The following is a 24,651-nucleotide window of genomic DNA, read 5'->3' as shown; positions in this document are numbered from 1 at the left end:
CAGGTGGAATGCGTTCCCCTGTGGGAGCTGGCTTGCCTGCGATGAGGCCCTCAAAAACAGCACTCACCCACTAATAGAAATTATTTTCATCGAGCCCTATCACTTTTTGCATCTCGCTCGGCACATAGGCAATTGAGAAATATTTCCATTCAGGAGCCGCCCTATGTCCCGCACACTAGACACCTTGTTGCGCCCCAGCCTGTTGGCCGTGGCCATTGCCCTCAGCGCTCCGCTGGCCAGCACCCAGTTGCTCGCCGCCGAACAAGCGTCCAGTGTGCGCGCCTACAATCTGCCGGCAGCGTCGCTGGCCACCACCCTGAACCAGATCGCCAGCCAGGCCGGTTTGGCGCTGACGCTGAACCCGGGGTTGGCAGCGGGCAAGACTTCCGCGCCGGTAAAAGGGCAATTCGATGCACAAGGCGCATTGCGTGAAGCGTTGCGCGGGACCGGGCTGCAACTGGAGCAAAGCAGTGCAGGCACGTTCAGCCTGGTAGCGATCCCGGATGGGGTCGTGGCATTGCCGGAGACCAGCATTACCGGCCAGGCCGACGCGGAAAGCGCATGGGGGCCGGTTGATGGTTACCTGGCGACCCGCACCGCTGCCGGCACCAAGACCGATACCGCACTGGTCGAAGCCCCGCGTTCGATCTCCGTCGCCACTCGCCAGCAAATGCAGGACCGCAACGTCCAGAACCTGGATGACGCCGTCAAATACATGCCCGGCATCGTGTCCGCCAGCTACGGCAGTGACACCCGCTACGACTGGATGCGTGTACGCGGCTTCGAACCCACCCAGTTCCTCGACGGCCTGCCGCTGCCACGCGGCGTGTATGCCAACCCGAAAGCCGAAACCTGGAACCTCGACCGCCTTGCGCTGCTGCGTGGGCCGGCCTCGTCGGTCTACGGCCAGACGCCACCGGGTGGCCTGCTGGATATGGTCAGCCGCCGCCCCAGCGCTGAATCGAGCAATGCCATCCAGGTGCAGTACGGCAGCGACAACTACCGCCAGATCAACTTCGCCAGCACCGGCAAGATCGATGATGAAGGCCAGTTTCTCTACGGCCTCAGCGGTGTGGTGCGCGACGCCGGCACCCAGGTCGATCACATCGACAACAAGCGCTACAACATCGCCCCCAGCCTGACCTGGAATATTGATACCGACACCAAGCTGACGTTCCTGTCGCAGTTCACCCGCGACGATACCGGCGCCACCAGTCAGTTCCTGCCCATTGTCGGCACCAAGATCAAATCGCCGCTGGGGGACATCTCTCATCACAAGAACCTTGGCGACCCGGACTACGAGTACTACGACCGCACCTACTACGCGCTGGGCTACGCCTTCGAGCATCGCTTCAACGATACCTGGCAGTTCAAGCAGAACCTGCGTTACACCAAGTCGGAGCTGGCTTTCCAGCAACTGACCGTGGGTTCCTACGGTTACTCGACCATTGATGCCGAGGGCAATACCAGCCGCGGGTCGACCAACGTCGACGAAAACATCGGCCAGTTCGCCGTCGACAACAATTTCCAGGCTGACTTCGCCACCGGTGATATCACCCACACGCTGTTGCTCGGCCTGGATCACCAGCGCACCGACACCTCGTACCTGTCGATCTTCGGTGACGGCGGCACAGTCAACCTCTACAACCCCGTCAACACCAAGCCGGTGGTGCGTCCGGCGCGCTCCACCGCTTATTACGACTACAACCAGAAAACCATCCAGACTGGCCTTTACGCCCAGGACCAGATGGCCCTGGACAAGTGGCGCCTGACTCTTGGCGGGCGTGAAGACTGGGTGCACCAAGGCACCACCTACTTCAACAAAAACGATGCAACCAATACCGACCGCAGCAAGAACTTCAGTGGCAACGCCGCGCTGAGCTATGTGTTCGATTCGGGCTTCGTTCCGTACCTCTCCTACGCCGAATCGTTCCAGCCAGCGAGTAACGCCAGCGTCTCGCCAACCGAGTCGTACAAACCCACCGAAGGCAAGCAATGGGAATTGGGGGTCAAGTACCAACCACCCGGCTCAAATACCCTGCTGAGCGCCGCGGTGTACGACCTGACCCAAAAGAACGTGCTGGTTACCAGCTTCGGCGCCGGTGGCCAGTCGATCACCAACCAGACCGGCGAAGTGAAGGTCAAGGGCCTGGAATTGGAAGCCGTCTCTGACGTGACCGAGAACCTTAAGGTCATCGCTGCATACACCCTGGCCAAATCCGAAGTGCAAAAAGGCCAATACAAAGGTAACCGCCTGCAACTGATGCCAAACCAGCAAGCCTCACTGTGGACCGACTACACCTGGCACGCCGGTGTGCTCGACGGTTTCGGCATTGGCGCGGGTGCCCGCTACACCGGCAATACCTATGGCGACCAGGGCAACACCTGGCTGGGCAAGGCCAATGCCTACACCGTGTTCGATGCCTCCGTGCATTACGACCTCGGCCGCCTGGACAACAGCCTCAAAGGGGCTTCGGTGAAACTGAATGCCACCAACCTGTTCGACAAGGACTACATTTCCACCTGCGATGCTTCCTACTGCTACTACGGCGACCAACGCAGCGTCGTCGCCAGTGCCACCTACCAGTGGTAATCGGCTGAGTTAACAACCGGGCCGCCCCCGTGGGCGGCTTCGGTGTGTCTGAAGGCTAGAAAATGAAAAGCAAAACCATCCGCCGCTGGTCCTTCATCCACACCTGGACCAGCCTCGTCTGCACCGTATTCCTGCTGCTGCTCGCCCTCACCGGCCTGCCGTTGATCTTTCACCACGAGATCGACCACCTGCTGGGCAACGAACCCGAGCTGGCACAGATGCCCGCCGATACCCCACAGCTGAACCTCGAACAGCTTGTTGCCAAAGCCCAGGCCCATCGCCCCGGCGAAGCCATGCAATACCTGGCCTGGGACGAAGACGACAAGAACGGCGTGATCGCGATCATGGCCGCCACCGCCGGCACCGAACCCAATTCCTCCCACACCTTCATGCTCGACGCCCGCACCGGCGAGGCCGTGGAAACGCCTTCGGCCAACGGCGGGCTGACGATGTTCCTGCTGCGCCTGCACGTCGATATGTTCGCCGGGCTGCCGGGCAAGTTGCTGCTGGCGTTCATGGGCATTCTGTTTGTGCTGGCGATCATCTCCGGCACGGTGTTGTACCTGCCGTTCATGCGCCGGCTGAAATTCGCCACCGTGCGCCAGGACAAATCCACGCGCCTGCGCTGGCTCGACCTGCACAACCTGATCGGCGTGGTCACCCTGACCTGGGCGCTGGTAGTGGGCGTGACCGGCGTGATCAGCGCCTGCGCCGACCTGATCATCGCCGCGTGGCGCACCGACAGCCTCAGCGCAATGATCGAGCCTTACAAAAACGCCCCGCCGCTGACCCTGCGCGCCCCCGCCACCGACCTGCTGACGATTGCCGCCAAGGCCGCGCCCGGGATGGAGCCGGACTTTATCGCGTTCCCCGGCACGCGTTTCTCCAGCGAGCATCACTACGCGGTGTTCATGAAAGGCAGCACCCACCTGACTTCACACCTGCTGACGCCGGTATTGATCGACGCCAGCAACCTGCACGTCACCGCCATCGCCGAACGGCCGTGGTACATGGACGCCATGGGCATGTCCCAGCCGCTGCACTTCGGTGACTACGGCGGCATGCCGATGAAGATCCTGTGGGCGGTGCTGGATGTGCTGACCATCATCGTCCTGGGCAGTGGCGTGTACCTGTGGCTGGTGCGGCGCAAGGCGGCCAAGTCATGAAGCCGAGGCAATCGAGTTTCTGGAAGGTATTCGGCATTCCGCTGGCCATCGGGTTGTTGAGTGCTGCCGGATTGTTTGCGGCATTGCTGGGGGACGGCTTGTGGGATTCGCTGAGCTGGGTGGGGCTGGGCATTCCGGCCGCCATAGGTAGCTGGGCGTTGCTCAAGCGTTGAGATAGATTAGCGCTGCCCTTTTCCGAGGAATGCCCATGTCCACCCCCAGCATGACGTTGTTCCACAACCCTGCCTCGCCGTTTGTGCGCAAAGTACGGGTGTTGTTGCACGAGACCGGTCAACTGGACCGCGTGACCTTGCACGCCTGCGTGCCGACGCCTGTCAAGCCTGACGCCGACGTGATCCAGGACAACGCGCTGGGCAAGATCCCCGCCCTGCGCCTGGCCGACGGCAATGCGCTGCACGACAGCCGGGTGATCCTCGATTACCTCGACTACCAACACACCGGGACTCCACTGATCCCCCGGAACGGCCCGGCCCGCTGGCGGCGCCTGACCCTGGCCTCGACCGCCGACGGCATCATGGATGCCGCCGTACTGGTGCGTTATGAAACCGCCATGCGCCCCGAGGAAAAACATTGGGACCTGTGGCTGGAAGGCCAGCGCGACAAGATCCGCCGCGCCCTCGACATGCTCGAACAGGACGCCATCGCCGAACTGGCCGGGCCGTTTGACGTGGCCGCGATCAGCGTGGCGTGTGCACTGGCTTATCTGGACTTCCGCCACCCGGACATGCAGTGGCGGTCGAGCCATCCGAAGCTGGCGGCGTGGTATGCCGAGGTGAGTCAGCGGCCGTCGATGCTCCAGACCCAGCCACCGGCCTAACCTGCTGCAAGGACCCCTCTGTGGCGAGGGAGCTTGCTCCCGCTGGAGTGCGAAGCGCTCCCAGGATTTTTGGGGCCGCTGCGCAGCCCAGCGGGAGCAAGCTCCCTCGCCACAAAAAGCTCCCGGGCCAAAGGGAACAGCGCGTTGATCCTCACCACTAACTGCGCGCCCTCTTGCTGATCTTCCCGCAACCCCAACGACCTACTCATCACCCACCTCCTTGCGTTTGCCCACGCCATACCAATCCAGCTTGCGGGTCAGCACCATCACCGTGCCCAGCAACCCGAACAGCAGCAACGAGCCCATCAACAACGCGTAATCCTCGGCACTCAGCAACCCGTACAGCAAGCCATACAACGCCGCCAACCCTGCTGAAAACCCCAGGCCATGGGCGACACTGCGCAGCACATGGCAGACGTAAAACCCGATCAACAACACACAGGCCGCCGCCGATATCAGGTAAGCCGGGCCAAACCCGATGTGCTCGGACAACGACAACAGCAGCAGGTAGAAAAACGCCAGGGCAAACCCCACCAGCGCGTACTGGATCGGGTGCACCGCCAGGCTCTTGAGCACCTCGAACAGAAAGAAACCGGCAAACGTCAGGGCGATAAACAACAGCGCATATTTGATCGCCCGGTCACTCTTGAGGTACTGGTCCACCGGGTCGATAAAGCTCACGCCGAAGCTGCGGCTGTTGAAGTCGTCACAGCCGCGCTCGGCCAGGCAACCGCGCAGTGCTTCTTCCAGGTTGGTGGAGAAGAACGTGGTCTGCCAATTGGCGCTGAAGCCTTGGGCGGTGACCTCGCGCTGGGTCGGCAGGAAGTTGCCGATAAAGCTGGGGTGCGGCCAGTTGGACGCGAGCTTGACCTGGCTGGTCTTGCCCACCGGCACCACTTGCAACTGCTCGGTTCCTTGCAGGCGCAGGTCAAAGGCGAAGTCAAAAGGTGACGGATTGTGGCTGTCCTGCTCGGGCAGCATCACGTGCACACCCTCCCCCAGCCAAGCCACTTGAGTGCCCGGGGAAAACGCCAGTTGCTGGCTGCCCAGCTCCAGCTTCAACGCATTTTCGATGCCGCGAATGTCGCTGATACCCACTGCCAGATACGCCGGGTCAAAGCGGTAATCGGCAAAGTTTTCCGTGATGCCCCACTGCTCCGGCAACACAAACCGCCCACTGATACGGCTGTCGGCGCGGAACAACCGTGCCTGGTAAATGCCCCGGGCCCGCACTTCGGTTTGCACCTGCCCGTCGAGGGCAAATTGCTCCGGCAGGAAATACAGATGACCACGCACCTCGCGGGTTTCTTCGTAGCGTTCGTTGAGCTTTTCATTGAGCTTCCACTCCCGGACGGTCTTGCGATAAGGCACCACCAGCACCGGGCCATTGAGGCGCTGGCTGTAGCTGGAACTGCGGGCGATATCCTGCAAGACGTCGTCGCGCAGTTGCTGACGGTCGGTAATCACCCCGTGGATCATCAGCAACGGAATCAACAACAGCACGATCAGCAGCGCGATGGCGCCCAATTTGAAAAGCAGATTGCGGTTCATGAAGCTCTCCCTGTTTTGATGGGGGAGAGTCTGGCGGGCGCTTAAGGGGGATTTATGAAGGGAATGTGGAGACTGTGTGGAGATGCAGTTTTACCTGCACGCCGCCGGGCACGTTGCCGATCTGCAGTGAGCCGCCGTGCAGCTTCATCACCTCTTCGACAAAATTGAGCCCAAGGCCGGTGCTCTTGCGCCCGCTGGCCGGGCGCGGCAGGGAATAGAAGCGCTCGCTCAGGCGCGGCAACGCGTACTCGGGAATGGCGTCGGCCTGGTTGAACAGGGTGAATTCGATCCCGTCATCCAAGGCCTTGGCGCTGAACCGCAATGTGCCACCGGGCGGTGTGAAATCCAGTGCGTTTTCCAGCAGGTTACCCAGTGCCTGGCGCAGCAGGAACGGCTCGCCGTACACCTGCAGATCCGCGTCAATCGCCTGCTCGACCTGCAACCCGGCGCCTTCAATGCGCGCACATTGAGCTCTGAGCACTTCGTCCACCAGCGCCGCCAAGGACAGGCTGGCCTGGTCCTCAAGGCCCTGGCGCTGCTCCACCTGCGCCAGGTTCAGCAGGCGTTCGATCAACTGCTGCAAGCGCGCACTTTCACTGTCGATATTGCTCACGAAACGCTGCTGCTGGTCACGGGACATGTCGCCCTGCAACAGCTCCGCCGCACCACGAATCGCCGCCAGCGGGCTTTTCAATTCGTGGGTCAGGGTGTGCACATAACGTTCCACGTACGCCTTGCCTTCCAGCTGGGTGCGCATGTGTTCCACGGCGGTGGACAACTGCTCCAGTTCACCACCGCGATAGTGCGGCAACTCGGCACGCCGGCCTTCACTCACCGCCTGGGCGTACGCCGTCAGCCGGCGCAGTGCGACACTCAACCACCACGACAACAGCGCACCAAACAGCAAGCCCAGGGCGACCAGCCCGGCGCCGTACCACAGCAACCGGTCTTCGGTGCGATCCACATACGGCTGCAACGAGCTGTTGGGCTTGGCCACGGTGACCACACCGATGATCTGCCCGTTATCGCGGATCGGCGCGCCGACGTGCATCACCGACGAGGCAGGGTCGTCCAGTTCGCTGCGGGTCGAGCGCGCACCGTATTCGCCGCGCAGGGTCAGGTACACATCGTTCCACTTCGAATAGTCCTCGCCCACCGCCTCGCCGGTGGAGTCCAGCAACACGATGCCCTTGGCGTCGGTGACGTAGATGCGGTGGTTGACCTGGTTTTTCGGCAGGCCCCAGATATTCGCGCCGGGCTGACGCTCACCGTAGGCCTTGAGCAGTTCGGGCCAGTGGCTCTGGCCGAGGGTGCCGTTCTTCACATCGTCGCGCAGGATTTCCGCCAGCAGGTTGGCGGTGTCCACCAGGGTTTCTTCGGTGGACTGGCGCACGCCGGGGCGGATTTCCTTCATCACGGTGCTGAGTACGAAGTAGCCGGTCAGGCCGATAAACAATGCGTACACCAGGAAGAACCGAATCCCCAGGCGCATCAGCTGTTGCCCGGGCTGTAGCTGTAGCCCAGGCCACGGTGGGTCTGGATGGGCTCCGCCTCGGGCGCCACCGCGCGCAATTTGCTGCGCACGCTTTTGATATGGCTGTCGATATTGCGCTCGTAGCCTGCGTCCGCCGCCACGCCCACCGCATCCAGCAGTTGCTCGCGGCTGAACACGCGCTCGGGTTGCTCCAACAGGCTGTGCAGCAGACGGAATTCATGGCGAGTGAGGCTCAGGGGCTGGCCGCGATAACTGATCTGCATGCGCTCCAGGTCCACCTGGAACACCGCCGGAGCAGCACCGGGGCCCACGCGTTTGAGAATGGCCCGTACCCGCGCTGCCACTTCCCGCGGGCTGAACGGCTTGACTACATAGTCGTCAGCGCCGATCTCAAGACCCACCACGCGGTCGATCTCGCCGTCCCGGGCGCTGAGGAACATCACCGGCACTTCGCTGAAGCGCCGCAGTTGTTTGCAGGTTTCAAAGCCGGTGATGTCCGGCAGGCCGATGTCGAGGATGACCAGGTCCGCCGGGGTTTGCCGCTGATGGGCCAGCGCCGCCTGGCCGAGGCTCAACCAGGTGGTGGTGAAGCCCTCGCCTTGCAGGGCGAAAATCAGCGTGTCAGCGATAGCCGCTTCGTCTTCGACAATCAGGATATGCGCCATGGTGTTCCGTCAGCAGTCCGGTTTGTCCGCAGTGTAACGGCGGGCCGGGTTTACCGCAGCGCCGAATTCACGCAGGGCCTTGGCGCCGATCAGCAGCGGGTAGTTGAAGCTGCTGCGGTCGGTGAGGTTGACCTCGACAGTGCGCTTGACGTTGCCCAGGCACATTTCCAGGTCGATCACCGGGCGCTTGGCCACGGTGGCTTCGTCCTTGTCGTCATCTTCGTCGGCGCGGCTCTTGATTTTGCTGATGCGCGAAACCTTGTGCTCGTACACCTTGTTGGTGGCGTCCTTGCCGCCGAGGCGGAAGCGTACCCAGTCGTCGCCATCACGGGTGAACGTCTCGATGTCCCGGGCCGACAGCGAGGCAGTCAGCGCGCCGGTGTCCATCTTGGCCTTGAAGGTCTCACCGATTTCCGGCAGTTGGATGTATTCGTAGCGACCGTAAAGGGTCGGCTCAGCGGCCATGACAGGCAAGGCCACCAGCGTTAGCAGGGCAAGGATGGATTTCACGTAGGAGGTTTCCTTGAAATAAGTGGGCCAATTCTAGACTGCAAATTCGCTGCTTAGTTAGATCACAGAGCATACCCAGCCCGCTGTGAAACATTCGTAAGCTTATTTGCGATTTGGTCTCCAGGCCCAAGCTGCTTATCATGGCGGGCCAAAAATGATTCCAAGAGTTACTTATGCGCCGCCTGCTCACCGGCTGTTTCGTCACATTGCTGCTGTTGCTCAACACCCTGGTGCTGTTCGGGCCGCTGATGGTGTTTGCCCTGCTCAAGCTGGTGGCCCCCGGTCGCTTTCGTGACTATGCGTCCTGGGCCGTCATGTGGATCGCCGAAACCTGGGCCGAGATCGACAAGCTGATCTTCGCCCTGTGCATCCCTACCCAATGGGACATTCGCGGCGGCGGCGACCTGCGGGGTGACACTTCTTACCTGGTGATCAGCAACCATCAATCCTGGGTCGACATCCCCGCACTGATCCAGGCCCTCAACCGGCGCACGCCGTTCTTCAAGTTCTTCCTGAAAAAGGAACTGATCTGGGTACCCTTCCTGGGCCTGGCCTGGTGGGCACTCGATTACCCGTTCATGAAGCGCTACAGCAAGGCATTCCTGGCCAAACACCCGGAACTGGCAGGCCAGGACCTGAAAATCACCAAAGAGGCCTGCGAGTTGTTCAAGCGCCAGCCGGTCACCGTGGTGAATTACCTGGAAGGCACGCGGTTCACCCCGGCCAAGCGCAAACAGCAGGCTTCACCCTTCGAGCGCCTGCTCAAGCCCAAGGCGGGTGGCGTGGCGTTCGTGCTCGCGGCGTTGGGTGAACAGCTGGATGCGGTGCTCGACGTCACCGTGGTTTATCCACAGGAAAACATTCCGGGCTTCTGGGACTTGATCAGTGGTGCGGTGCCGAAGGTGATCGTGGATATCCGTACCCGAGAGCTGGATCCGGCGTTGTGGCAGGGGGATTACGAGAACGATCCGGCGTTTCGCCAGACCGTCCAGAACTGGGTCAACCAGCTCTGGAGGGAGAAGGATGCGCGCATCGCCCAACTGCGCGCGGAGCGGCCTTAGCCGCCAGTGCCCCAGGCCGAAGCCAGTTTGCCCAGCACCGATTCGCTGGCGCCCTGGCCGCCCAGGTATTTCAGGATAACCGGCGCAAACTGGCCAACCATCCCACTGTCCATGCCCAGCGCGCTGAACGCGGTGTTCAGGTCGTTGGTGTTCTTCACGTTACCCAACACGCCGTCCAGGCCCGAGGTCTTGCTGCCGCCGCTCTGGCCGAGCATGCCGCTCAGGGCGCCGAGGCTGCCCAGGGAGTTGCTGCCGGAGAGCTTGTCCAGGCCCGGTACGCTTTTGGTCAGTTGCGAGTAATCACCGCCGCCCAATTTATTCTTGGCCAGGCCCAGCATTGCGCCGGTACCACCAACGGCCTGCTCAGGGGTCACGTTCAATTGCGAGGTCAGTGCCTGCAGCAGACCAGCGGTCTGTGAAGTGGGTGCAGCCGCTGCTGCCTTGTCGCCACCTTGTGCACCGGACACGGCATTGGCCACGTCGCCGAGGCTGAAACCTGCCGCAAATACCGGGCTGGCCGCCACGGTCAACAGGCAGGACAGGGCAAAACCGCGTGAAATCTTCATCAAGACAACCTCTGAAAGTAAGCGCAAAAAGCAGGAGTTTGACTGGGTACGCCGAAGGATTGTTCCCTCCCTGCAGATTAGTTCAGAAAACCTCTGCATCCGATGCGCCTTGCGCTGCGTATATCCACCACGAGCCGCACGGAGGTAGATGGAATGAATGCCCAAGCTGGACTAACCTCAGCCTGCCCTCTTTACCGTGCGCCGTCCCATCGCCCTGTTGCAAGCGCCTGGAGAAGCCCTATTTCGACCCACGATGCAGATCAGCTACGGCAATTGCTGGCCCAGTGTTCACTGGGTAATCGCCAGGCGTTCGAAACGCTCTATCGCAGCGTTTCCCCGCGTTTGCATGGTGTTGCCTTGCGTTTCATGGGTCGCAAGGATCTGGCCGAGGAGGTGTTGCAGGAAAGCTTCGTGCGCATCTGGTACAACGCGTCACGCTATGAGGCCCATCTGTCGGCGCCCATGACCTGGATGGTCAATATCACCCGCAACCTGGCGATAGACCAGTTGCGCAAACACCGCGAACAACCCTTGAACGAAGGCCAGGAGGACGCCACGGCCGACGAAAGCCCCAGCGCCCATGAACAGCTCGACAGCGAGCGTGAAGCCCTCGCCCTGAACCGCTGCCTCGACAGCCTCGAAGGCATGCAGCGTCAATCGATCACCGTGGCTTACTTCCAGGGCTTGTCGTGCTCGGAATTGGCCGAACATCTGGCCGCGCCCCTGGGCTCGGTCAAATCCTGGATTCGCCGCGGCATGGAGCGCTTGCGCAGGTGCCTTGAATCATGAACTACCAGACCACCGCCCTGCGCCGCGCCCTGGGGGCTGACTACGCCATCGGGCTGATGCCTGCCACCGCCCGCCGGCGCTTTGAAGCGCTGCTGCGGGATGACGCGGCGCTGCGCGTCGAACTCGGGCACTGGCAGGATGCCCTCGCCAGCCTCACCGGGCCGCTGCCTGAACGGCCGGTGCCGGACCACGTATGGGAAGGGATCAAGGCGCGCATTGAGCCGCAAGTGCTGCATATGCCGGCGAAGAAACCGTTCTGGATGAACCTGCGCTTGCTGGTAGCGGCGTGCGGGGTGGTGATCGCGGTATTGGTGGGTGTGTTGTACCAGCGCGATCTTGGGGTGGAGTACAACGCCACGCTGGTGGCGGCTGATCAGCAGCCGGCGCTGAAGATCCAGGCCTACGCGGATCACCTGCAAGTGGAACCGCTGACCCTGGCGGCCGTGGAGCCGGCCCGCGCGTTGGAACTGTGGGCAATCCCGGCAGGCGGCAAACCCATCTCCCTGGGGTTGTTGCCGGTGTCGGGTAACGGCCGAATCCAGTTGAGCAAAGAACACCAGGCGCTGCTGACGGCGCCGCTGACCCTGGCAGTGAGCCTTGAGCCTGAGGGGGGCTCGCCGACCGGACAACCCACCGGGCCAGTGCTGTATCAGGGCCAATTGGCATCACTCTGATCCGAGGCTCAATACGACGGATGAGGAACCGATCGCCGTTAACTGGGTCCATGAAAGACTACAAAACATGTCAGGAAGAGCCTAATGACTGCGATCAACCCCCAAGTGATTGAGCACAAGCCTTCATTCTGGAACCGCCCACGCCTGTTCGTCGGCGCCTGTTTGGTGATAGTGGCAGGCGTCGGCGGCGCCCTCTACACCCAGGACAGCGTCAAGGCTGCCGCGCTGCTGGTGAACACCACCCAGCAACCGGCCACGCAGATCGTGGCCCACAAGGATTACCTCGAAGTGCAGCCGATTGCCGCCACGGCACCGGCTCCGGACCAAAGCCTGGAGCTGTGGGCGGTTCCGGCTGACGGCACGCCAGTGTCGCTGGGCCTGCTGCCGGAAGACGGCAAAGGCATTATCGGCATCAACCCTCGCCAGCAGGAGTCGATCAGCAAGCCGGTGACACTGATGGTCAGTTCGGAAACCAAGGGTGGCTCGGTGAGCAAGCAGCCGACGGGGCCAACGGTGTATCAGGGGGCTTTGGCGATTCGCTGATTCTCCCACCCAACCGCAGATGCAAAAAAGGCGACCCTGAGGTCGCCTTTTTAATTGCCCGCGATTTAAGCCGCGCTGAACAACTTGTGCGGATCAATCACAAACTTCTTCGGCACGCCCGCATCGAACTCACCGTAACCGCGTGGCGCGTCATCCAGGCTGATGACTTCCACACCGACGATGTCGGCAATGTTGATACGGTCCCACATGATCGCCTGCATCAGTTGGCGGTTGTACTTCATCACAGGGGTTTGCCCGGTGTGGAAGCTGTGGGACTTGGCCCAGCCCAGGCCGAAACGAATGCTCAGGCTGCCCATTTTTGCAGCGGCATCCACGGCACCCGGGTCTTCTGTCACGTACAGGCCCGGAATACCGATTTTGCCAGCCACCCGCACCACGCCCATCAACGAGTTGAGCACGGTGGCCGGAGCCTCTGCCTTGGCCCCTTCATGACCATGGCCACGCGCTTCGAAACCCACGGCATCGACGGCGCAATCCACTTCCGGCTCGCCCAGCAACGCAGCGATCTGTTCGTGCAGCGGGGTGTCTTTCGACAGGTCGGCAATTTCAAAACCCTGGGCCTTGGCGTGGGCCAGGCGGATCGGGTTGACGTCACCGATGATCACCACCGCAGCGCCCAGCAGGCGAGCGGAAGCGGCAGCCGCCAGGCCTACCGGACCGGCACCGGCGATGTAGACCGTGCTGCCCGGGCCAACGCCCGCAGTGACTGCGCCGTGGTAGCCGGTGGGCAGGATGTCGGAGAGGCAAGTCAGGTCGCGGATTTTCTCCATGGCCTTGTCGCGGTCCGGCAGTTTCAACAGGTTGAAGTCGGCGTAAGGCACCAGCACATATTCGGCCTGGCCGCCAGTCCAGTCGCCCATGTCGACATAGCCGTAGGCGCCACCGGCACGGGCCGGGTTGACGGTCAGGCACACGCCGGTGTGTTGCTCTTTGCAGGAACGGCAACGACCGCACGCCACGTTGAACGGCACGGACACCAGGTCGCCGATTTTCAGGTTCTCGACGTCGCTGCCCTTCTCGATCACTTCGCCGGTGATTTCGTGGCCCAGGACCAGGCCGGTCTGGGCAGTGGTGCGGCCGCGCACCATGTGTTGGTCGGAGCCGCAGATGTTGGTGGAGACCACGCGCAGGATGACGCCGTGCTCAATCTTCCTGCCACGGGGGTCCTGCATTTTGGGATAGTCGATTTTCTGTACTTCGACCTTGCCGTTGCCGAGATACACGACACCACGATTACCAGACATGCTTTCACCTCGCTGTTGTTTTTATGGAACCGCGTTGCCCAGGCAGGCAGCGCGTTTAAGTGCTCGGGTACAGATGCTGTTTTTGCGTTGTTAGTAAGGGCCTCTTCGCGAGCAAGCCCGCTCCCACAGTTGACCGAGTCCTACCTTTGAAATGCGGTCGAATGTGGGAGCGGGCTTGCTCGCGAAGGCGTCCATCAGAGCACCACTGTCCGATTGGCGTTCAAGAACACCCGCCGCTCAATGTGATACCCCACGGCCCGGGCCAGGGTCAGGCCTTCGATATCCCGTCCCTTGGCAATCAAATCTTCCGGATAGTGACTGTGGTCCACCACCTCCACGCCCTGGGCGATGATCGGGCCTTCGTCCAAATCGTTATTGATGTAATGCGCAGTGGCGCCCACCAGTTTCACCCCCTTGTTGTAGGCTTGGTGATACGGCTTGGCGCCCTTGAAACCGGGCAGCAGGGAGTGGTGGATGTTGATGGCTTTACCGTCAAGCTTGCGGCACAGCTCCGGCGACAGCACTTGCATGTAGCGCGCAAGAATCACCAGCTCGGCGCCGGACTCTTCGATCACCTGCCACACCTGGCGCTCCTGCGACGGCTTGTCGTTGGGGTCCAGGGGAAAGTGGTAATACGGAATCTGGTGCCAGTCGGCCAGGGGCTTGAGGTCCGGGTGGTTGGAGACTACGGCGACCACGTCCATCGACAGTTGGCCGATGCGCTGGCGGTAGAGCAAATCGTTGAGGCAGTGATCGGCCTTGGAGACCATGATCACCACTTTCGGCCGGTAGTTCGGCGCGGTCAGTTCGAAGATCATGCCGAACGCTTCGCCACGGGTGGCCAGGCCATCGCGGAAGGCTTGTTCGTCAAAACCGTCAGGCTGGCGGAACTCCACGCGGATGAAGAACCGGCCCGAGAGCCGGTCATCGAAGGAGTGGTGCTCAGTGACGTAGCAGCCCTGCTCGAACAGGTAGCGAGTGACCGCGTCCACCGTGCCGAGCACGCTGGGGCAGTCGGCGGTCAAAATCCATGTATCGGGTACGCGGCTCATTATTCGTGACTCCTTGATCGTTCCCACGCTCTGCGTGGGAACGCCGCAATGGACGCTCTGCGTCCGCTCTTGGGACGCAGAGCGCCCCGGGATGCATTCCCACGCGGAGCGTGGGAACGATCAGGCCTGGACGCTTAAACCATACTCAGCCGCCGCATCCTGCAACCACAGCCACCAGTAATCCGAGAAGCTGCGACGAATCACCAGCTCCCAGGTGTCTTCAGCAGTATGGCGAATCACCAATTGCGACTTGGCAAACACCGTGCCCACCGCCTTGCCCACCGGGAAGCTGTTGGGGTGCACGTCGTAGCTGGTGGATTTCATCAGCACATCGCGCACGTTCGGGCCGCTGAGTTCGAGAATCTGCTGGCCGCCGCTGACGTTGACGACCTGGATATGCAAATCACCCAGCGCCTCACGCAAACTTTGCTCGGCGGCGAATTCCTCACCGCCTGGCACTACCAGCAACCACTCATCCGGACCGAGCCATTGCAGGCTGGTCTCACCCTTGACGATGACTTGCAGGGCACCGGGCAATTCGATACCCAAGGCTTTGTGCACACCGGCGGCGAAGGCTGCGTCATGGCCATCGCCACGAATGGTCAGGTGGCCCAGCAGTTTCTTTTCACGCACGGTCACGCCGGCATTCTTGCGGCCCTTGCCTACCAGGCTGGCGAGGTCGGCATGGTGCAGCGACGACTCGGCCTTGGCTCCGGAGGTGGGGCGTTGTTGGTAAACATTGGCTGCTGTCATAAAGCACCTGTGTTGAATTTGATCGTTCCCACGCTCTGCGTGGGAATGCCGCCATGGACGCTCTGCGTCCGCTCTTGGGGCGCAGAGCGCCCCGGGATGCATTCCCACGCGGAGCGTGGGAACGATCAGGTGTCAGATGTTCTGACGATCGCCTTTAGGATCAAAGAACACCGAAGAAACAATCTCCGCCTCGATCACGCTGCCATCCGCCAGCGGTGCAAACACCCGCTCGCCGATGCGCTTCAAGCCGCCCTTCACCACGCCCATGGCAAACGAATAACCGAGGGAGTTGTGGGCATAACTGGAGGTGACGTGGCCGACCATCTTCATCGGGATCGTCTGCTTGGCGTCGAACACCAACTGCGCGCCTTCCGGCAGCCACACGTTCGGGTCGATCGGCTTGAGTCCGACAAGCTGCTTGCGGTCTTCACGCACGCAATCCTCGCGATTCATCCCGCGCCAGCCGAGCCACGAGAACGGTTTGGTGCGGCCTACACACCAGCCCATGTTCAGGTCGTCCGGGGTCATCGAGCCGTCGGTATCCTGGCCAACGATGATGAAACCCTTCTCGGCCCGCAGCACGTGCATGGTTTCGGTGCCGTACGGGGTCAGGTTGTACTGCTTGCCGGCCTCGACGATTTTCTCGAGCACGCCCATGGCGTAGTCGGCCTGCACGTTGACTTCGTACGACAGCTCACCGGTAAACGAAATCCGAAACACCCGCGCCGGCACGCCGCCAACCAGGCCTTCTTTCCAGGTCATGAACGGGAAGCCGTCCTTGTCCAGGTCGATGTCGGTGACTTCGCTCAGCAGTTTGCGGCTGTTGGGGCCGGACAAGGTCATGGTTGCCCAGTGGTCGGTGACCGAGGTGAAGTACACCTTGAGGTCCGGCCATTCGGTCTGCTGGTAGATTTCCAGCCACTGGAGTACGCGTGCTGCGCCGCCGGTGGTGGTGGTCATCAGGAAGTGGTTGTCGGCGAGGCAGGCAGTCACGCCGTCGTCGAAGACCATGCCGTCTTCCTTGCACATCAGGCCGTAGCGGGCCTTGCCCACGTCGAGCTTGGTCCAGGCGTTGCTGTAGATGCGGTTGAGGAACTCGCGGGCATCCGGGCCCTGGATGTCGATCTTGCCGAGGGTGGACGCGTCCAGCAGGCCGACGCTGTCACGCACGGCCAGGCATTCGCGCTTCACCGCGGCGTGCAGGTCTTCACCGTTGCGCGGGAAATACCATGGGCGTTTCCACTGGCCGACGTCCTCAAACTCGGCGCCGTTTTTCACGTGCCAGGCTTGCAGCGCGGTGTAGCGCACCGGCTCGAAGATGTGCCCACAGTGGCGGCCTGCTACCGCGCCGAAGGTCACCGGCGTGTAGTTGGGGCGGAACATGGTGGTGCCCATCTGCGGGATAGTCACGTTCAGCGAACGGGCCGCGATGGCCAGGCCGTTGACGTTGCCGAGCTTGCCCTGGTCAGTGCCGAAGCCCAGTGCGGTGTAGCGCTTGACGTGCTCCACCGACTCGAAACCCTCGCGGGTGGCGAGTTCGATGGCGGCCGCGGTGACGTCATTCTGCAGGTCGACAAATTGCTTCGGCGCCCGTGCGGTAGCTTTCTCGTGAGGTACCTGGAACAGCGCCAGGGTCGGTTCTTCCAGACGGCTCAAGGCTTTGGGCAGCGTACCTTCCACCGGCGCAAACCCGGCTTCGCTGGCAGCGCGCACGCCACCTTCAAAACCGTCGGCCAGGGAATCGCCGAGGCCGTAGACGCCATTGATGCCACCGACGCACACGCGTTTCTGCGGTGCTTCGCCCGGTACAAAACCGAGGATGTCTTCACGCCAGGTCGGCTTGCCGCCCAGGTGCGAGGCCAGGTGGACCACCGGGCTGTAGCCGCCGGAGCTGGCGACCAGGTCGCACTCCAGCCACTCGCCGGGGCTGGTGACTTTATGAGCTTTGACATCGATGGCCGCAACACGGGCGCCAGTGACGTGCTTGCTGCCACGGGCCTCGATCACGGCGCTGCCGGTGAGGATGCGAATGCCTTTGGCACGCGCCTCTTCAACCAGCGCGCCCCGTGGATTGTGGCGGGCATCGGCTACGGCGACAACGCTGAGGCCGGCGTCGAACCAGTCCAGCGCCACGCGGTAGGCGTGATCGTTGTTGGTGGACAGCACCAGCTTCTTGCCCGGTGCCACGCCGTAGCGACGCACGTAAGTGGAGACCGCTCCCGCCAGCATGTTGCCCGGTACGTCGTTGTTGCCGTACACCAGCGGACGCTCGCACGCACCAGTGGCCAACACCACGCGCTTGGCGCGAACCCGGTGGATACGCTGACGCACCTGGCCAATCGGTGCACGGTCACCGAGGTGGTCGGTGAGGCGTTCGTGAATGGTCAGGAAGTTATGGTCGTGGTAACCGTTGACGGTGGCGCGAGGCAGCAGCACCACGTCCGGCAGGGCCTTGAGTTCAGCAATCACACTGGCAACCCACTCGGCCGCAGGCTTGCCATCGAGGCTTTCGCGGGAGTCCAGCAGGGAGCCGCCGAATTCTTCCTGCTCGTCCGCGATGATCACCCGGGCGCCACTGCGGGCGGCGGCCAACGCAGCCGCCAGGCCGGCAGGGCCCGCGCCCACAATCAGCACGTCGCAATGACGGTTCATGTAGTCGTAGGTGTCCGGATCGTTCTCGGTCGGCGAGCGGCCAAGACCGGCTGCCTTACGGATGTACTTCTCGTAAGTCATCCAGAACGATTGCGGGTACATGAAGGTTTTGTAGTAGAAACCCGGCGGCATCAGCTTGCCGCCAACCTTGCCGAGAATGCCCATCATGTCGTTGTTCACGCTCGGCCAGCCGTTGGTGCTGGTGGCGACCAAACCCTGGTACAGCGCCTGTTGCGTGGCGCGCACGTTGGGGATTTGCGTGGCTTCGGTGGCGCCGATCTGCAGCACCGCGTTCGGCTCTTCGGCACCGGCGGCGAAGATGCCGCGCGGGCGGGAATACTTGAAGCTGCGACCGATGATGTCGACGCCGTTGGCCAGCAGCGCAGCGGCCAATGTGTCGCCTTCAAAGCCTTTGTAGCTCTGGCCGTTGAAGGTGAAGCTCAGGGCTTTGTTGCGGTCGATCCGGCCACCGTTGGACAGGCGATTGATCTGGCTCATACCTTCTCTCCAGAAGCCTTGGCGGTGAATTGCGGCTTGGTGCCTATCTTGTAGGTTTCAAGAATTTCGTAGGTCACGGTGTCGCGGGTCGCGTTGAAATACTGGCGGCAACCGGCAGCGTGAATCCACAGTTCGTGGTGCAGGCCGCGCGGGTTGTCGCGAAAGAACATGTAGTCGCCCCACTCCTCGTCGGTGCAGGTGTTCGGGTCCAGTGGGCGCGGGATGTGCGCTTGGCCGGAGGCGTGGAATTCCTCTTCGGAGCGCAGTTCGCCACAGTGAGGACAGAAGATATGCAACATAGGGAATTTCTCCTGTTAGTGGGCGACGGCCGCAGCGCCGTGTTCGTCGATCAGCGCACCGTTGTGGAAACGGTCGATGGAGAAAGGTGCAGCCAACGGGTGCATTTCACCCTTGGCGAGGCTCGCGGCAAATACGTTGCCTGAGCCTGGAGTCGCTTTAAAACCACCGGTGCCCCAACCGCAGTTGAAGAACATGTTCGGGACCGGGGTCTTGGAGATGATCGGGCAGGCATCCGGCGTGGTGTCGACGATGCCGCCCCACTGGCGGTTCATGCGCACGCGGGACAGCACCGGGAACATCTCGACGATGGCCTGGATGGTGTGCTCGATCACCGGGTACGAGCCGCGCTGGCCATAGCCGTTGTAGCCGTCGATACCGGCGCCGATCACCATGTCGCCCTTGTCGGACTGGCTGATGTAACCGTGCACGGCGTTGGACATGATCACGCTGTCGATGATGGGTTTGATCGGCTCCGACACCAGTGCTTGCAGCGGGTGGGATTCGATCGGCAGGCGGAAGCCCGCCAGGGATGCCATGTGGCCGGAGTTACCGGCGGTCACCACGCCGACGCGCTTGGCACCGATGAAGCCTTTGTTGGTTTCCACGCCGATGCACACACCGTTTTCCTTGCGGAAACCGATGACTTCGGTCTGCTGGATCAGGTCCACGCCCAGTGCGTCAGCGGCGCGGGCAAAGCCCCAGGCCACGGCATCGTGACGGGCAACGCCGCCGCGCCGTTGCACGGTGGCGCCCATGACCGGGTAGCGAGTGTTCTTGGAACAGTCGAGGTACGGGATCTCGTCGGCCACTTGTTTGGCGTTGAGCAGTTCGCCGTCCACACCGTTGAGGCGGTTGGCGCTGACGCGACGCTCGGAGTCACGGATATCCTGCAGGGTGTGGCACAGGTTGTAGACGCCACGCTGGGAGAACATCACGTTGTAGTTCAAATCCTGGGACAAACCTTCCCAGAGTTTCATCGCGTGTTCGTACAGGTGCGCCGACTCGTCCCACAGGTAGTTGGACCGCACGATGGTGGTGTTGCGCGCGGTGTTACCGCCGCCCAGCCAGCCTTTCTCGACCACGGCCACGTTAGTGATGCCGTGCTCCTTGGCCAGGTAGTAAGCCGTCGCCAGACCATGCCCGCCGCCGCCGACGATGACCACGTCGTAGACCTTTTTAGGGGTGGGCGTGCGCCACATTTTCTGCCAGTTTTCGTGGTGGCTGAGTGAGTGCTTGAAGAGGCCGAAGCCCGAGTAGCGTTGCATAGTCATTACTCCAAAACCGCGCTCAGCGATAAACCGGGAAATCAGCGCACAGGGCGGCCACATGCTTGGCGACGTTGGCCTCCACATCGGCGTCGCCGAGGTTGTCGAGGATGTCGCAGATCCAGCCGGCCAACTCCAGGCATTGGGTCACTTTGAAGCCGCGAGTGGTCACCGCCGGCGTGCCGATACGCAGGCCCGAGGTCACGAACGGCGACTGCGGGTCGTTGGGCACGGCGTTCTTGTTGACGGTGATGTGGGCGCGACCGAGGGCGGCGTCCGCCTCTTTGCCGGTGAGGCCCTGACGGATCAGGCTGACCAGGAACAGGTGGTTATCGGTACCGCCGGACACTACATCGTAGCCGCGTTTGATAAACACGCCGGCCATGGCCTGGGCGTTGTCGATCACTTGCTGTTGATAGGCCTTGAAACCTGGTTCCTGGGCTTCCTTGAAGCACACCGCCTTGCCGGCGATCACGTGCATCAGCGGGCCGCCCTGGGCGCCCGGGAATACCGCAGAGTTGAGTTTCTTTTCAATTTCTTCGTTGGACTTGGCCAGGATCAACCCGCCACGTGGACCGCGCAGGGTCTTGTGGGTGGTGGTGGTGACCACATCGGCGTAGGGCAGCGGGTTCGGGTACAGACCGGCGGCCACCAGGCCGGCGACGTGGGCCATGTCGACGAACAGCAGCGCACCGACCTTGTCGGCGATCTGGCGAAAGCGCGGGAAATCCAGGGTCTTGGAGTAGGCGGAGAAACCCGCCACGATCATCTTCGGCTTGTGCTCCACGGCCAGGCGCTCGACTTCGTCGTAGTCGATCAGCCCGGTGTTGGTGTCGATGCCGTATTGCACCGCGTTGTACAGCTTGCCCGAGGACGACACTTTGGCGCCGTGGGTCAGGTGGCCGCCGTGGGCCAGGCTCATGCCGAGGATGGTGTCACCGGCGTTCAACAGCGCCAGGTACACCGCACTGTTGGCGGACGAACCGGAGTGCGGCTGCACGTTGGCGTAGTCGGCGCCGAACAGTTGCTTGGCGCGCTCGATGGCCAGCACTTCAACCTTGTCCACATGTTCGCAGCCGCCGTAGTAACGCTTGCCCGGGTAACCTTCGGCGTACTTGTTGGTGAGGCCGCTGCCCTGGGCTTCCATGACACGCTTGCTGGTGTAGTTCTCTGACGCGATCAGCTCGATATGATCTTCCTGGCGCTGCTCCTCGGCATTCATGGCCGCCAGCAGTGCATCGTCATAACCCTGGATCTGGTCTTGCTTGCTGAACATCGCGTCTCTCCCAGCGGCGGCGGTGCGCCAATCGTATTGTTGGGGCCGCCGCACGACGGAGGGGCCCTTTGATGCGATGGTAGGGCTGGCGCAGAGAGGTCAAATGCCTATGGACGCCACGCAAAGGTGCGTTTACGACATGGCCCCCGGCATTTGTAGGAGCGAGCTTGCTCGCGAAAAACCTGAGGGCGCCGCGCGCATCCAGACAGCCCTCGTAATCGTTGACGTTTTTCGCGAGCAAGCTCGCTCCTACAAGGGGTTAGGCGATGATCTTTCGAATGAGTAGCAGCAGCAGGAAATGCGCCGGATAAAGCGCATACGCCCAGCGCCGCATGGCCGGTGGCGATACCTGCCCGGCATGTCGCAACAAGACCAATCCGGCCAGCGGCGCAATCAGGCATGTCGCCAATCCCAGCATCGCCACCAGCGTGCCGCTATTGAGCAGGATCTGCCATTGATTGGCAGCCAGGCACACCACACCCGGCAGCACGCTGAAGTACCACGGCCGGCGAAACACCAGCAGCATCGCCAACGGCAGCAGTACGCCAAAGAAACCGAACATCAGCTGCGCCGAGAAAAACCCCGCCAAAACCAGCGCGATCAACGCCAATCCTCGATCAATAACCGTCTTCTGCTGCCATCCCCGGGCAACCAGCAAACCCAGCGCCAGGGTCGGCAGCACGTTCAGCGTATCGGCGTCGTCAATGAACATCCGGTACGGCACCTCACTGATCACACTGAACAGCAGCAACCAGCTCAGATAGCGCCATTGCCCCGTCACCGGCGCGCCCTTGACCCGATGCAAATTCGCCGCAACCGCCAGGCAAAACCACGGGAACGCCAGGCGCCCCGGCACATACAGCCCGTCCAGGCTCAAACCGACATACCGCAGGTGGTCCAGCACCATACTCAGCAGCGCCAGCCACTTGAGCAGGTCCAGGGCGCCATCGCGGACGCGGCTTACAGGAACGCGTTCAGAACCGTGCATAATTCCCCAATGACTTTGCATTAACAGTGCGTGCGCCCGCCCGACAATCTTGGGTAAAGTGCGCACCAACATCGACCACAGGACTGGGCCATGACCGACAAGAGCCAACAATTCGCCAGCGACAACTATTCCGGCATCTGCCCGGAAGCCTGGGCCGCCATGGAACTCGCCAACCAGGGCCATCAACGCGCCTATGGCGATGATGAATGGACCCACCGCGCCGCCGACGGTTTCCGCAAACTGTTCGAAACCGACTGCGAAGTGTTCTTCGCCTTCAACGGTACCGCAGCCAACTCCCTGGCGCTGTCCTCCTTGTGCCAGAGCTACCATAGCGTGATCTGCTCGGAAACCGCCCACGTCGAAACCGACGAATGCGGCGCGCCGGAGTTTTTCTCCAACGGTTCCAAGTTGCTCACCGCCCGCACCGAAAACGGCAAGCTGACCCCGGAGTCGATCCGCGAGATCGCCCTCAAGCGCCAGGACATTCACTACCCGAAACCCCGCGTCGTGACCCTGACCCAGGCCACCGAAGTCGGCAGCGTCTACACCCCGGAAGAAATCCGCGCCATCAGCGTCACCTGCAAGGAACTGGGGCTGAACCTGCACATGGACGGCGCAAGGTTCTCCAACGCCTGCGCATTCCTCGGCTGCTCGCCGGCCGACCTGACCTGGAAAGCCGGGGTCGACGTGCTGTGCTTTGGTGGCACCAAGAACGGCATGGCCGTGGGTGAAGCGATCCTGTTCTTCAACCACAAGCTGGCCGAAGACTTCGACTACCGCTGCAAACAGGCCGGGCAGCTTGCCTCAAAGATGCGCTTCCTCTCCGCCCCGTGGGTGGGCCTGCTGGAAAACGACGCCTGGCTCAAACACGCCCGCCACGCCAACCACTGTGCACAATTGCTCAGCAACCTGGTGGCGGATATTCCGGGTGTGGAGTTGATGTTCCCGGTACAGGCCAACGGCGTGTTCCTGCAACTCTCAGAACCGGCAATTGCCGCGCTGACGGCCAAGGGCTGGCGCTTCTACACCTTCATCGGCAAGGGTGGCGCGCGGTTCATGTGTGCGTGGGATACCGAGGAAGAGCGCGTAAGAGAATTAGCCGCAGATATTCGGGAAGTAATGAGCGCCTGAAGTAGGCATCAGCCCCTAAGATAATGGCGAAAGGCCGAGACTGTTTTTTGATATTTCTGACAGCAACCAACTTCGTTTTCATTGACTAGCCTCTTGGAACCCGGAAGGAAAAGGCCGCCTTTCGGGACTAACCGCCAGCCGAATAATCGGCCGGAAACGGAAATCCAGCAGAGGGCAATACCATGGAAGCGCAACGCTACGGAAACAACTTGCTAGGCGAAGGCACTATCAGCACCACCGTCATCGACTGGGACGAATTCAGAAAATCCGCGAAAATCGGTGACACCATCAGCGAACCGACGAGGACATTGCGGATCACTGACAAGGTCTATGAACTGACAGCATCCGGCCAGCACTTCGTCGTGCATATCTATGCCCAATAACCTCTAACTGATCGTTCCCACGCTCTGCGTGGGAACGCCTCCCCGGACGCTCCGCGTCCAGGCCACACCACGGTTCAAGGACGAATTGATGGGCAGAAGCCGCTACACCATTACCGAACCTGAAAAACCACACTTCCTGACATGCACTGTCATGGAATGGACACCGCTATTTACCCGCGACTACCTTGTCGGCCACCTATTGAGTTGCTGGCGATATCAACAAACCCACGAACATTTCAATCTCTACGGCTACGTCGTTCTCGAAAACCATCTGCACTTCGTCGCTCAAGCACCTGACCTGGGTAAATGTGTCAGCCAGTTCAAATCCTTCACCGCTCGAACCATCATTGACGACCTGCAGAAACGAGGAGCGGAGCGAGTGTTGCAGCGTTTGCGTTTCAGCAAACGGGCGCATAAAACGGACCGGATTTATCAGCTATGGCAAGAGGGGTCACACGCCGAGTTGGTGTACAGCGAAGCGGTGATGCGCCAAAAGCTTGATTACATTCACCACAACCCTGTGAAGCGTGGTTATGTGGATTTGGCCGAGCACTGGCGGTATTCCAGCGCCCGCAACTATGCAGGACAGGATGGCCTGATTGAAATTCAGCGCTGGGCCTGATCGTTCCCACGCTCT

At 61.6% G+C, this 24,651-nt stretch carries 24 protein-coding genes and 1 pseudogene; 11 read left to right on the top strand and 14 right to left on the bottom strand.

Annotation, left to right across the window (positions count from 1 at the left end):
- Positions 1-163 precede the first annotated feature (163 nt).
- The 4 genes from ACIOMR_RS07775 to ACIOMR_RS07760 all read left to right on the top strand — a co-directional run bounded on the left by ACIOMR_RS07775 (position 164) and on the right by ACIOMR_RS07760 (position 4,597).
- Entirely contained in the window at positions 164-2,593 is a 2,430-nt protein-coding gene (locus tag ACIOMR_RS07775; RefSeq protein ID WP_134327433.1) for a TonB-dependent siderophore receptor, read from the top strand.
- A 62-nt stretch (positions 2,594-2,655) separates the two neighbouring features.
- Positions 2,656-3,759 (top strand): PepSY domain-containing protein, encoded by a 1,104-nt coding sequence (locus tag ACIOMR_RS07770; protein WP_003209218.1) that lies wholly within the window; start codon positions 2,656-2,658, stop codon positions 3,757-3,759.
- Positions 3,756-3,932, top strand: coding sequence for a hypothetical protein (locus tag ACIOMR_RS07765; RefSeq protein WP_003209216.1), 177 nt, complete (start codon positions 3,756-3,758; stop codon positions 3,930-3,932). Before ACIOMR_RS07770 ends, ACIOMR_RS07765 begins: the two co-directional genes overlap by 4 nt.
- Positions 3,933-3,967: 35 nt before the next feature.
- Positions 3,968-4,597, top strand: a complete 630-nt coding sequence (locus ACIOMR_RS07760; RefSeq protein WP_008434349.1) for a glutathione S-transferase — start codon at positions 3,968-3,970, stop codon at positions 4,595-4,597.
- Between the two features lie 201 nt (positions 4,598-4,798).
- Here ACIOMR_RS07760 and creD read toward each other — a convergent pair whose 3' ends face one another.
- Genes creD through ACIOMR_RS07740 form a run of 4 tightly spaced genes read right to left on the bottom strand, consistent with a single transcriptional unit; the run spans position 4,799 to position 8,818 of the window.
- Positions 4,799-6,148 carry a cell envelope integrity protein CreD gene (creD, locus tag ACIOMR_RS07755; protein ID WP_401193239.1) on the bottom strand — a complete coding sequence of 450 codons (1,350 nt, stop codon included), beginning with the start codon at positions 6,146-6,148 and terminating at the stop codon, positions 4,799-4,801.
- Positions 6,149-6,200: 52 nt separating this feature from the next.
- Complete coding sequence (gene creC / locus ACIOMR_RS07750; RefSeq protein WP_401193236.1) at positions 6,201-7,640, bottom strand: two-component system sensor histidine kinase CreC; 1,440 nt, start codon at positions 7,638-7,640, stop codon at positions 6,201-6,203.
- Complete coding sequence (gene creB, locus ACIOMR_RS07745) at positions 7,640-8,308, bottom strand: two-component system response regulator CreB (protein ID WP_003209207.1); 669 nt, start codon at positions 8,306-8,308, stop codon at positions 7,640-7,642. Before creB ends, creC begins: the two co-directional genes overlap by 1 nt.
- 9 nt (positions 8,309-8,317) lie before the next feature.
- Entirely contained in the window at positions 8,318-8,818 is a 501-nt protein-coding gene (locus ACIOMR_RS07740) for an ATP-dependent zinc protease (RefSeq protein WP_003209205.1), read from the bottom strand.
- A gap of 173 nt (positions 8,819-8,991) precedes the next feature.
- On the opposite strand from ACIOMR_RS07740, the gene ACIOMR_RS07735 reads away from it, so the two are divergent.
- Positions 8,992-9,879, top strand: a complete 888-nt coding sequence (locus tag ACIOMR_RS07735) for an acyltransferase (protein WP_087694754.1) — start codon at positions 8,992-8,994, stop codon at positions 9,877-9,879.
- Here the strand turns inward: ACIOMR_RS07735 and ACIOMR_RS07730 are convergent.
- Positions 9,876-10,445 carry a DUF2780 domain-containing protein gene (locus ACIOMR_RS07730; RefSeq protein WP_003209203.1) on the bottom strand — a complete coding sequence of 190 codons (570 nt, stop codon included), beginning with the start codon at positions 10,443-10,445 and terminating at the stop codon, positions 9,876-9,878. The two genes, ACIOMR_RS07735 and ACIOMR_RS07730, sit on opposite strands and share 4 nt — an antisense overlap.
- Positions 10,446-10,598: 153 nt before the next feature.
- Between ACIOMR_RS07730 and ACIOMR_RS07725 the strand changes: the two genes are divergently transcribed.
- From ACIOMR_RS07725 to ACIOMR_RS07715, 3 genes are all read left to right on the top strand, one after another.
- Positions 10,599-11,234, top strand: a complete 636-nt coding sequence (locus ACIOMR_RS07725) for a sigma-70 family RNA polymerase sigma factor (protein WP_173882993.1) — start codon at positions 10,599-10,601, stop codon at positions 11,232-11,234.
- On the top strand, positions 11,231-11,908 hold the full coding sequence (locus ACIOMR_RS07720) for an anti-sigma factor domain-containing protein (protein ID WP_401193230.1): 678 nt from the start codon (positions 11,231-11,233) through the stop codon (positions 11,906-11,908). Before ACIOMR_RS07725 ends, ACIOMR_RS07720 begins: the two co-directional genes overlap by 4 nt.
- A gap of 84 nt (positions 11,909-11,992) precedes the next feature.
- Positions 11,993-12,451 carry an anti-sigma factor domain-containing protein gene (locus tag ACIOMR_RS07715; protein WP_003209196.1) on the top strand — a complete coding sequence of 153 codons (459 nt, stop codon included), beginning with the start codon at positions 11,993-11,995 and terminating at the stop codon, positions 12,449-12,451.
- 65 nt (positions 12,452-12,516) lie between these two features.
- Here the strand turns inward: ACIOMR_RS07715 and fdhA are convergent, their stop codons facing one another.
- The 9 genes and pseudogenes from fdhA to ACIOMR_RS07670 all read right to left on the bottom strand — a co-directional run bounded on the left by fdhA (position 12,517) and on the right by ACIOMR_RS07670 (position 22,500).
- The gene (gene fdhA, locus ACIOMR_RS07710; RefSeq protein ID WP_003209194.1) at positions 12,517-13,716 is read right to left on the bottom strand and encodes a formaldehyde dehydrogenase, glutathione-independent; all 1,200 of its coding nucleotides are present in this window, start codon (positions 13,714-13,716) and stop codon (positions 12,517-12,519) included.
- A 194-nt stretch (positions 13,717-13,910) separates the two neighbouring features.
- Complete coding sequence (gene purU / locus ACIOMR_RS07705; RefSeq protein WP_003209192.1) at positions 13,911-14,768, bottom strand: formyltetrahydrofolate deformylase; 858 nt, start codon at positions 14,766-14,768, stop codon at positions 13,911-13,913.
- A 120-nt stretch (positions 14,769-14,888) separates the two neighbouring features.
- The gene (locus tag ACIOMR_RS07700; protein WP_008434339.1) at positions 14,889-15,521 is read right to left on the bottom strand and encodes a sarcosine oxidase subunit gamma; all 633 of its coding nucleotides are present in this window, start codon (positions 15,519-15,521) and stop codon (positions 14,889-14,891) included.
- 132 nt (positions 15,522-15,653) lie between these two features.
- Complete coding sequence (locus tag ACIOMR_RS07695; RefSeq protein WP_102604380.1) at positions 15,654-18,671, bottom strand: sarcosine oxidase subunit alpha; 3,018 nt, start codon at positions 18,669-18,671, stop codon at positions 15,654-15,656.
- Positions 18,668-18,970 (bottom strand): sarcosine oxidase subunit delta, encoded by a 303-nt coding sequence (locus tag ACIOMR_RS07690; RefSeq protein ID WP_003209187.1) that lies wholly within the window; start codon positions 18,968-18,970, stop codon positions 18,668-18,670. Before ACIOMR_RS07690 ends, ACIOMR_RS07695 begins: the two co-directional genes overlap by 4 nt.
- Before the next feature lie 15 nt (positions 18,971-18,985).
- Positions 18,986-20,236, bottom strand: coding sequence for a sarcosine oxidase subunit beta (locus ACIOMR_RS07685; protein WP_401193224.1), 1,251 nt, complete (start codon positions 20,234-20,236; stop codon positions 18,986-18,988).
- A 22-nt stretch (positions 20,237-20,258) separates the two neighbouring features.
- Positions 20,259-21,512, bottom strand: coding sequence for a serine hydroxymethyltransferase (gene glyA, locus ACIOMR_RS07680; RefSeq protein WP_087694757.1), 1,254 nt, complete (start codon positions 21,510-21,512; stop codon positions 20,259-20,261).
- A 154-nt stretch (positions 21,513-21,666) separates the two neighbouring features.
- Positions 21,667-21,753: pseudogene (locus ACIOMR_RS07675) on the bottom strand (outer membrane lipoprotein carrier protein LolA); the annotation flags it as partial.
- An 18-nt stretch (positions 21,754-21,771) separates the two neighbouring features.
- Positions 21,772-22,500 (bottom strand): TraX family protein, encoded by a 729-nt coding sequence (locus tag ACIOMR_RS07670; protein WP_401193221.1) that lies wholly within the window; start codon positions 22,498-22,500, stop codon positions 21,772-21,774.
- 90 nt (positions 22,501-22,590) lie between these two features.
- Here ACIOMR_RS07670 and ACIOMR_RS07665 point away from each other — a divergent pair, with 90 nt between their 5' ends.
- From ACIOMR_RS07665 to ACIOMR_RS07655, 3 genes are all read left to right on the top strand, one after another.
- Positions 22,591-23,631, top strand: coding sequence for a low specificity L-threonine aldolase (locus tag ACIOMR_RS07665; protein ID WP_087694760.1), 1,041 nt, complete (start codon positions 22,591-22,593; stop codon positions 23,629-23,631).
- Positions 23,632-23,813: 182 nt separating this feature from the next.
- Entirely contained in the window at positions 23,814-24,014 is a 201-nt protein-coding gene (locus ACIOMR_RS07660) for a hypothetical protein (RefSeq protein WP_003209176.1), read from the top strand.
- 88 nt (positions 24,015-24,102) lie between these two features.
- Entirely contained in the window at positions 24,103-24,636 is a 534-nt protein-coding gene (locus ACIOMR_RS07655) for an REP-associated tyrosine transposase (protein ID WP_008434329.1), read from the top strand.
- The last annotated feature ends 15 nt before the right edge of the window (positions 24,637-24,651 follow it).

Origin of the sequence: Pseudomonas sp. NPDC087814, assembly GCF_044742865.1 — a bacterium.
Taxonomy (GTDB): Bacteria; Pseudomonadota; Gammaproteobacteria; order Pseudomonadales; family Pseudomonadaceae; genus Aquipseudomonas.
The sequence above is the reverse complement of the archived record's forward strand: the minus strand, read 5'-3'. Positions and strand labels throughout refer to the sequence as shown.

What these genes read in the sequence shown, in the direction of transcription:
- ACIOMR_RS07765 (WP_003209216.1), top strand. Translation starts at nt 3,756, where the DNA reads ATGAAGCCGAGGCAATCGAGTTTCTGGAAGGTATTCGGCATTCCGCTG.
- ACIOMR_RS07715 (WP_003209196.1), top strand. Translation starts at nt 11,993, where the DNA reads ATGACTGCGATCAACCCCCAAGTGATTGAGCACAAGCCTTCATTCTGG.
- ACIOMR_RS07695 (WP_102604380.1), bottom strand. Translation starts at nt 18,671, where the DNA reads ATGAGCCAGATCAATCGCCTGTCCAACGGTGGCCGGATCGACCGCAAC.
- ACIOMR_RS07655 (WP_008434329.1), top strand. Translation starts at nt 24,103, where the DNA reads ATGGGCAGAAGCCGCTACACCATTACCGAACCTGAAAAACCACACTTC.
- creB (WP_003209207.1), bottom strand. Translation starts at nt 8,308, where the DNA reads ATGGCGCATATCCTGATTGTCGAAGACGAAGCGGCTATCGCTGACACG.
- ACIOMR_RS07670 (WP_401193221.1), bottom strand. Translation starts at nt 22,500, where the DNA reads ATGCACGGTTCTGAACGCGTTCCTGTAAGCCGCGTCCGCGATGGCGCC.
- ACIOMR_RS07660 (WP_003209176.1), top strand. Translation starts at nt 23,814, where the DNA reads ATGGAAGCGCAACGCTACGGAAACAACTTGCTAGGCGAAGGCACTATC.
- ACIOMR_RS07700 (WP_008434339.1), bottom strand. Translation starts at nt 15,521, where the DNA reads ATGACAGCAGCCAATGTTTACCAACAACGCCCCACCTCCGGAGCCAAG.
- ACIOMR_RS07770 (WP_003209218.1), top strand. Translation starts at nt 2,656, where the DNA reads ATGAAAAGCAAAACCATCCGCCGCTGGTCCTTCATCCACACCTGGACC.
- creC (WP_401193236.1), bottom strand. Translation starts at nt 7,640, where the DNA reads ATGCGCCTGGGGATTCGGTTCTTCCTGGTGTACGCATTGTTTATCGGC.
- fdhA (WP_003209194.1), bottom strand. Translation starts at nt 13,716, where the DNA reads ATGTCTGGTAATCGTGGTGTCGTGTATCTCGGCAACGGCAAGGTCGAA.
- glyA (WP_087694757.1), bottom strand. Translation starts at nt 21,512, where the DNA reads ATGTTCAGCAAGCAAGACCAGATCCAGGGTTATGACGATGCACTGCTG.
- ACIOMR_RS07720 (WP_401193230.1), top strand. Translation starts at nt 11,231, where the DNA reads ATGAACTACCAGACCACCGCCCTGCGCCGCGCCCTGGGGGCTGACTAC.
- creD (WP_401193239.1), bottom strand. Translation starts at nt 6,148, where the DNA reads ATGAACCGCAATCTGCTTTTCAAATTGGGCGCCATCGCGCTGCTGATC.
- ACIOMR_RS07735 (WP_087694754.1), top strand. Translation starts at nt 8,992, where the DNA reads ATGCGCCGCCTGCTCACCGGCTGTTTCGTCACATTGCTGCTGTTGCTC.
- ACIOMR_RS07760 (WP_008434349.1), top strand. Translation starts at nt 3,968, where the DNA reads ATGTCCACCCCCAGCATGACGTTGTTCCACAACCCTGCCTCGCCGTTT.
- ACIOMR_RS07665 (WP_087694760.1), top strand. Translation starts at nt 22,591, where the DNA reads ATGACCGACAAGAGCCAACAATTCGCCAGCGACAACTATTCCGGCATC.
- ACIOMR_RS07775 (WP_134327433.1), top strand. Translation starts at nt 164, where the DNA reads ATGTCCCGCACACTAGACACCTTGTTGCGCCCCAGCCTGTTGGCCGTG.
- ACIOMR_RS07690 (WP_003209187.1), bottom strand. Translation starts at nt 18,970, where the DNA reads ATGTTGCATATCTTCTGTCCTCACTGTGGCGAACTGCGCTCCGAAGAG.
- ACIOMR_RS07725 (WP_173882993.1), top strand. Translation starts at nt 10,599, where the DNA reads ATGAATGCCCAAGCTGGACTAACCTCAGCCTGCCCTCTTTACCGTGCG.
- ACIOMR_RS07685 (WP_401193224.1), bottom strand. Translation starts at nt 20,236, where the DNA reads ATGCAACGCTACTCGGGCTTCGGCCTCTTCAAGCACTCACTCAGCCAC.
- purU (WP_003209192.1), bottom strand. Translation starts at nt 14,768, where the DNA reads ATGAGCCGCGTACCCGATACATGGATTTTGACCGCCGACTGCCCCAGC.
- ACIOMR_RS07730 (WP_003209203.1), bottom strand. Translation starts at nt 10,445, where the DNA reads ATGAAGATTTCACGCGGTTTTGCCCTGTCCTGCCTGTTGACCGTGGCG.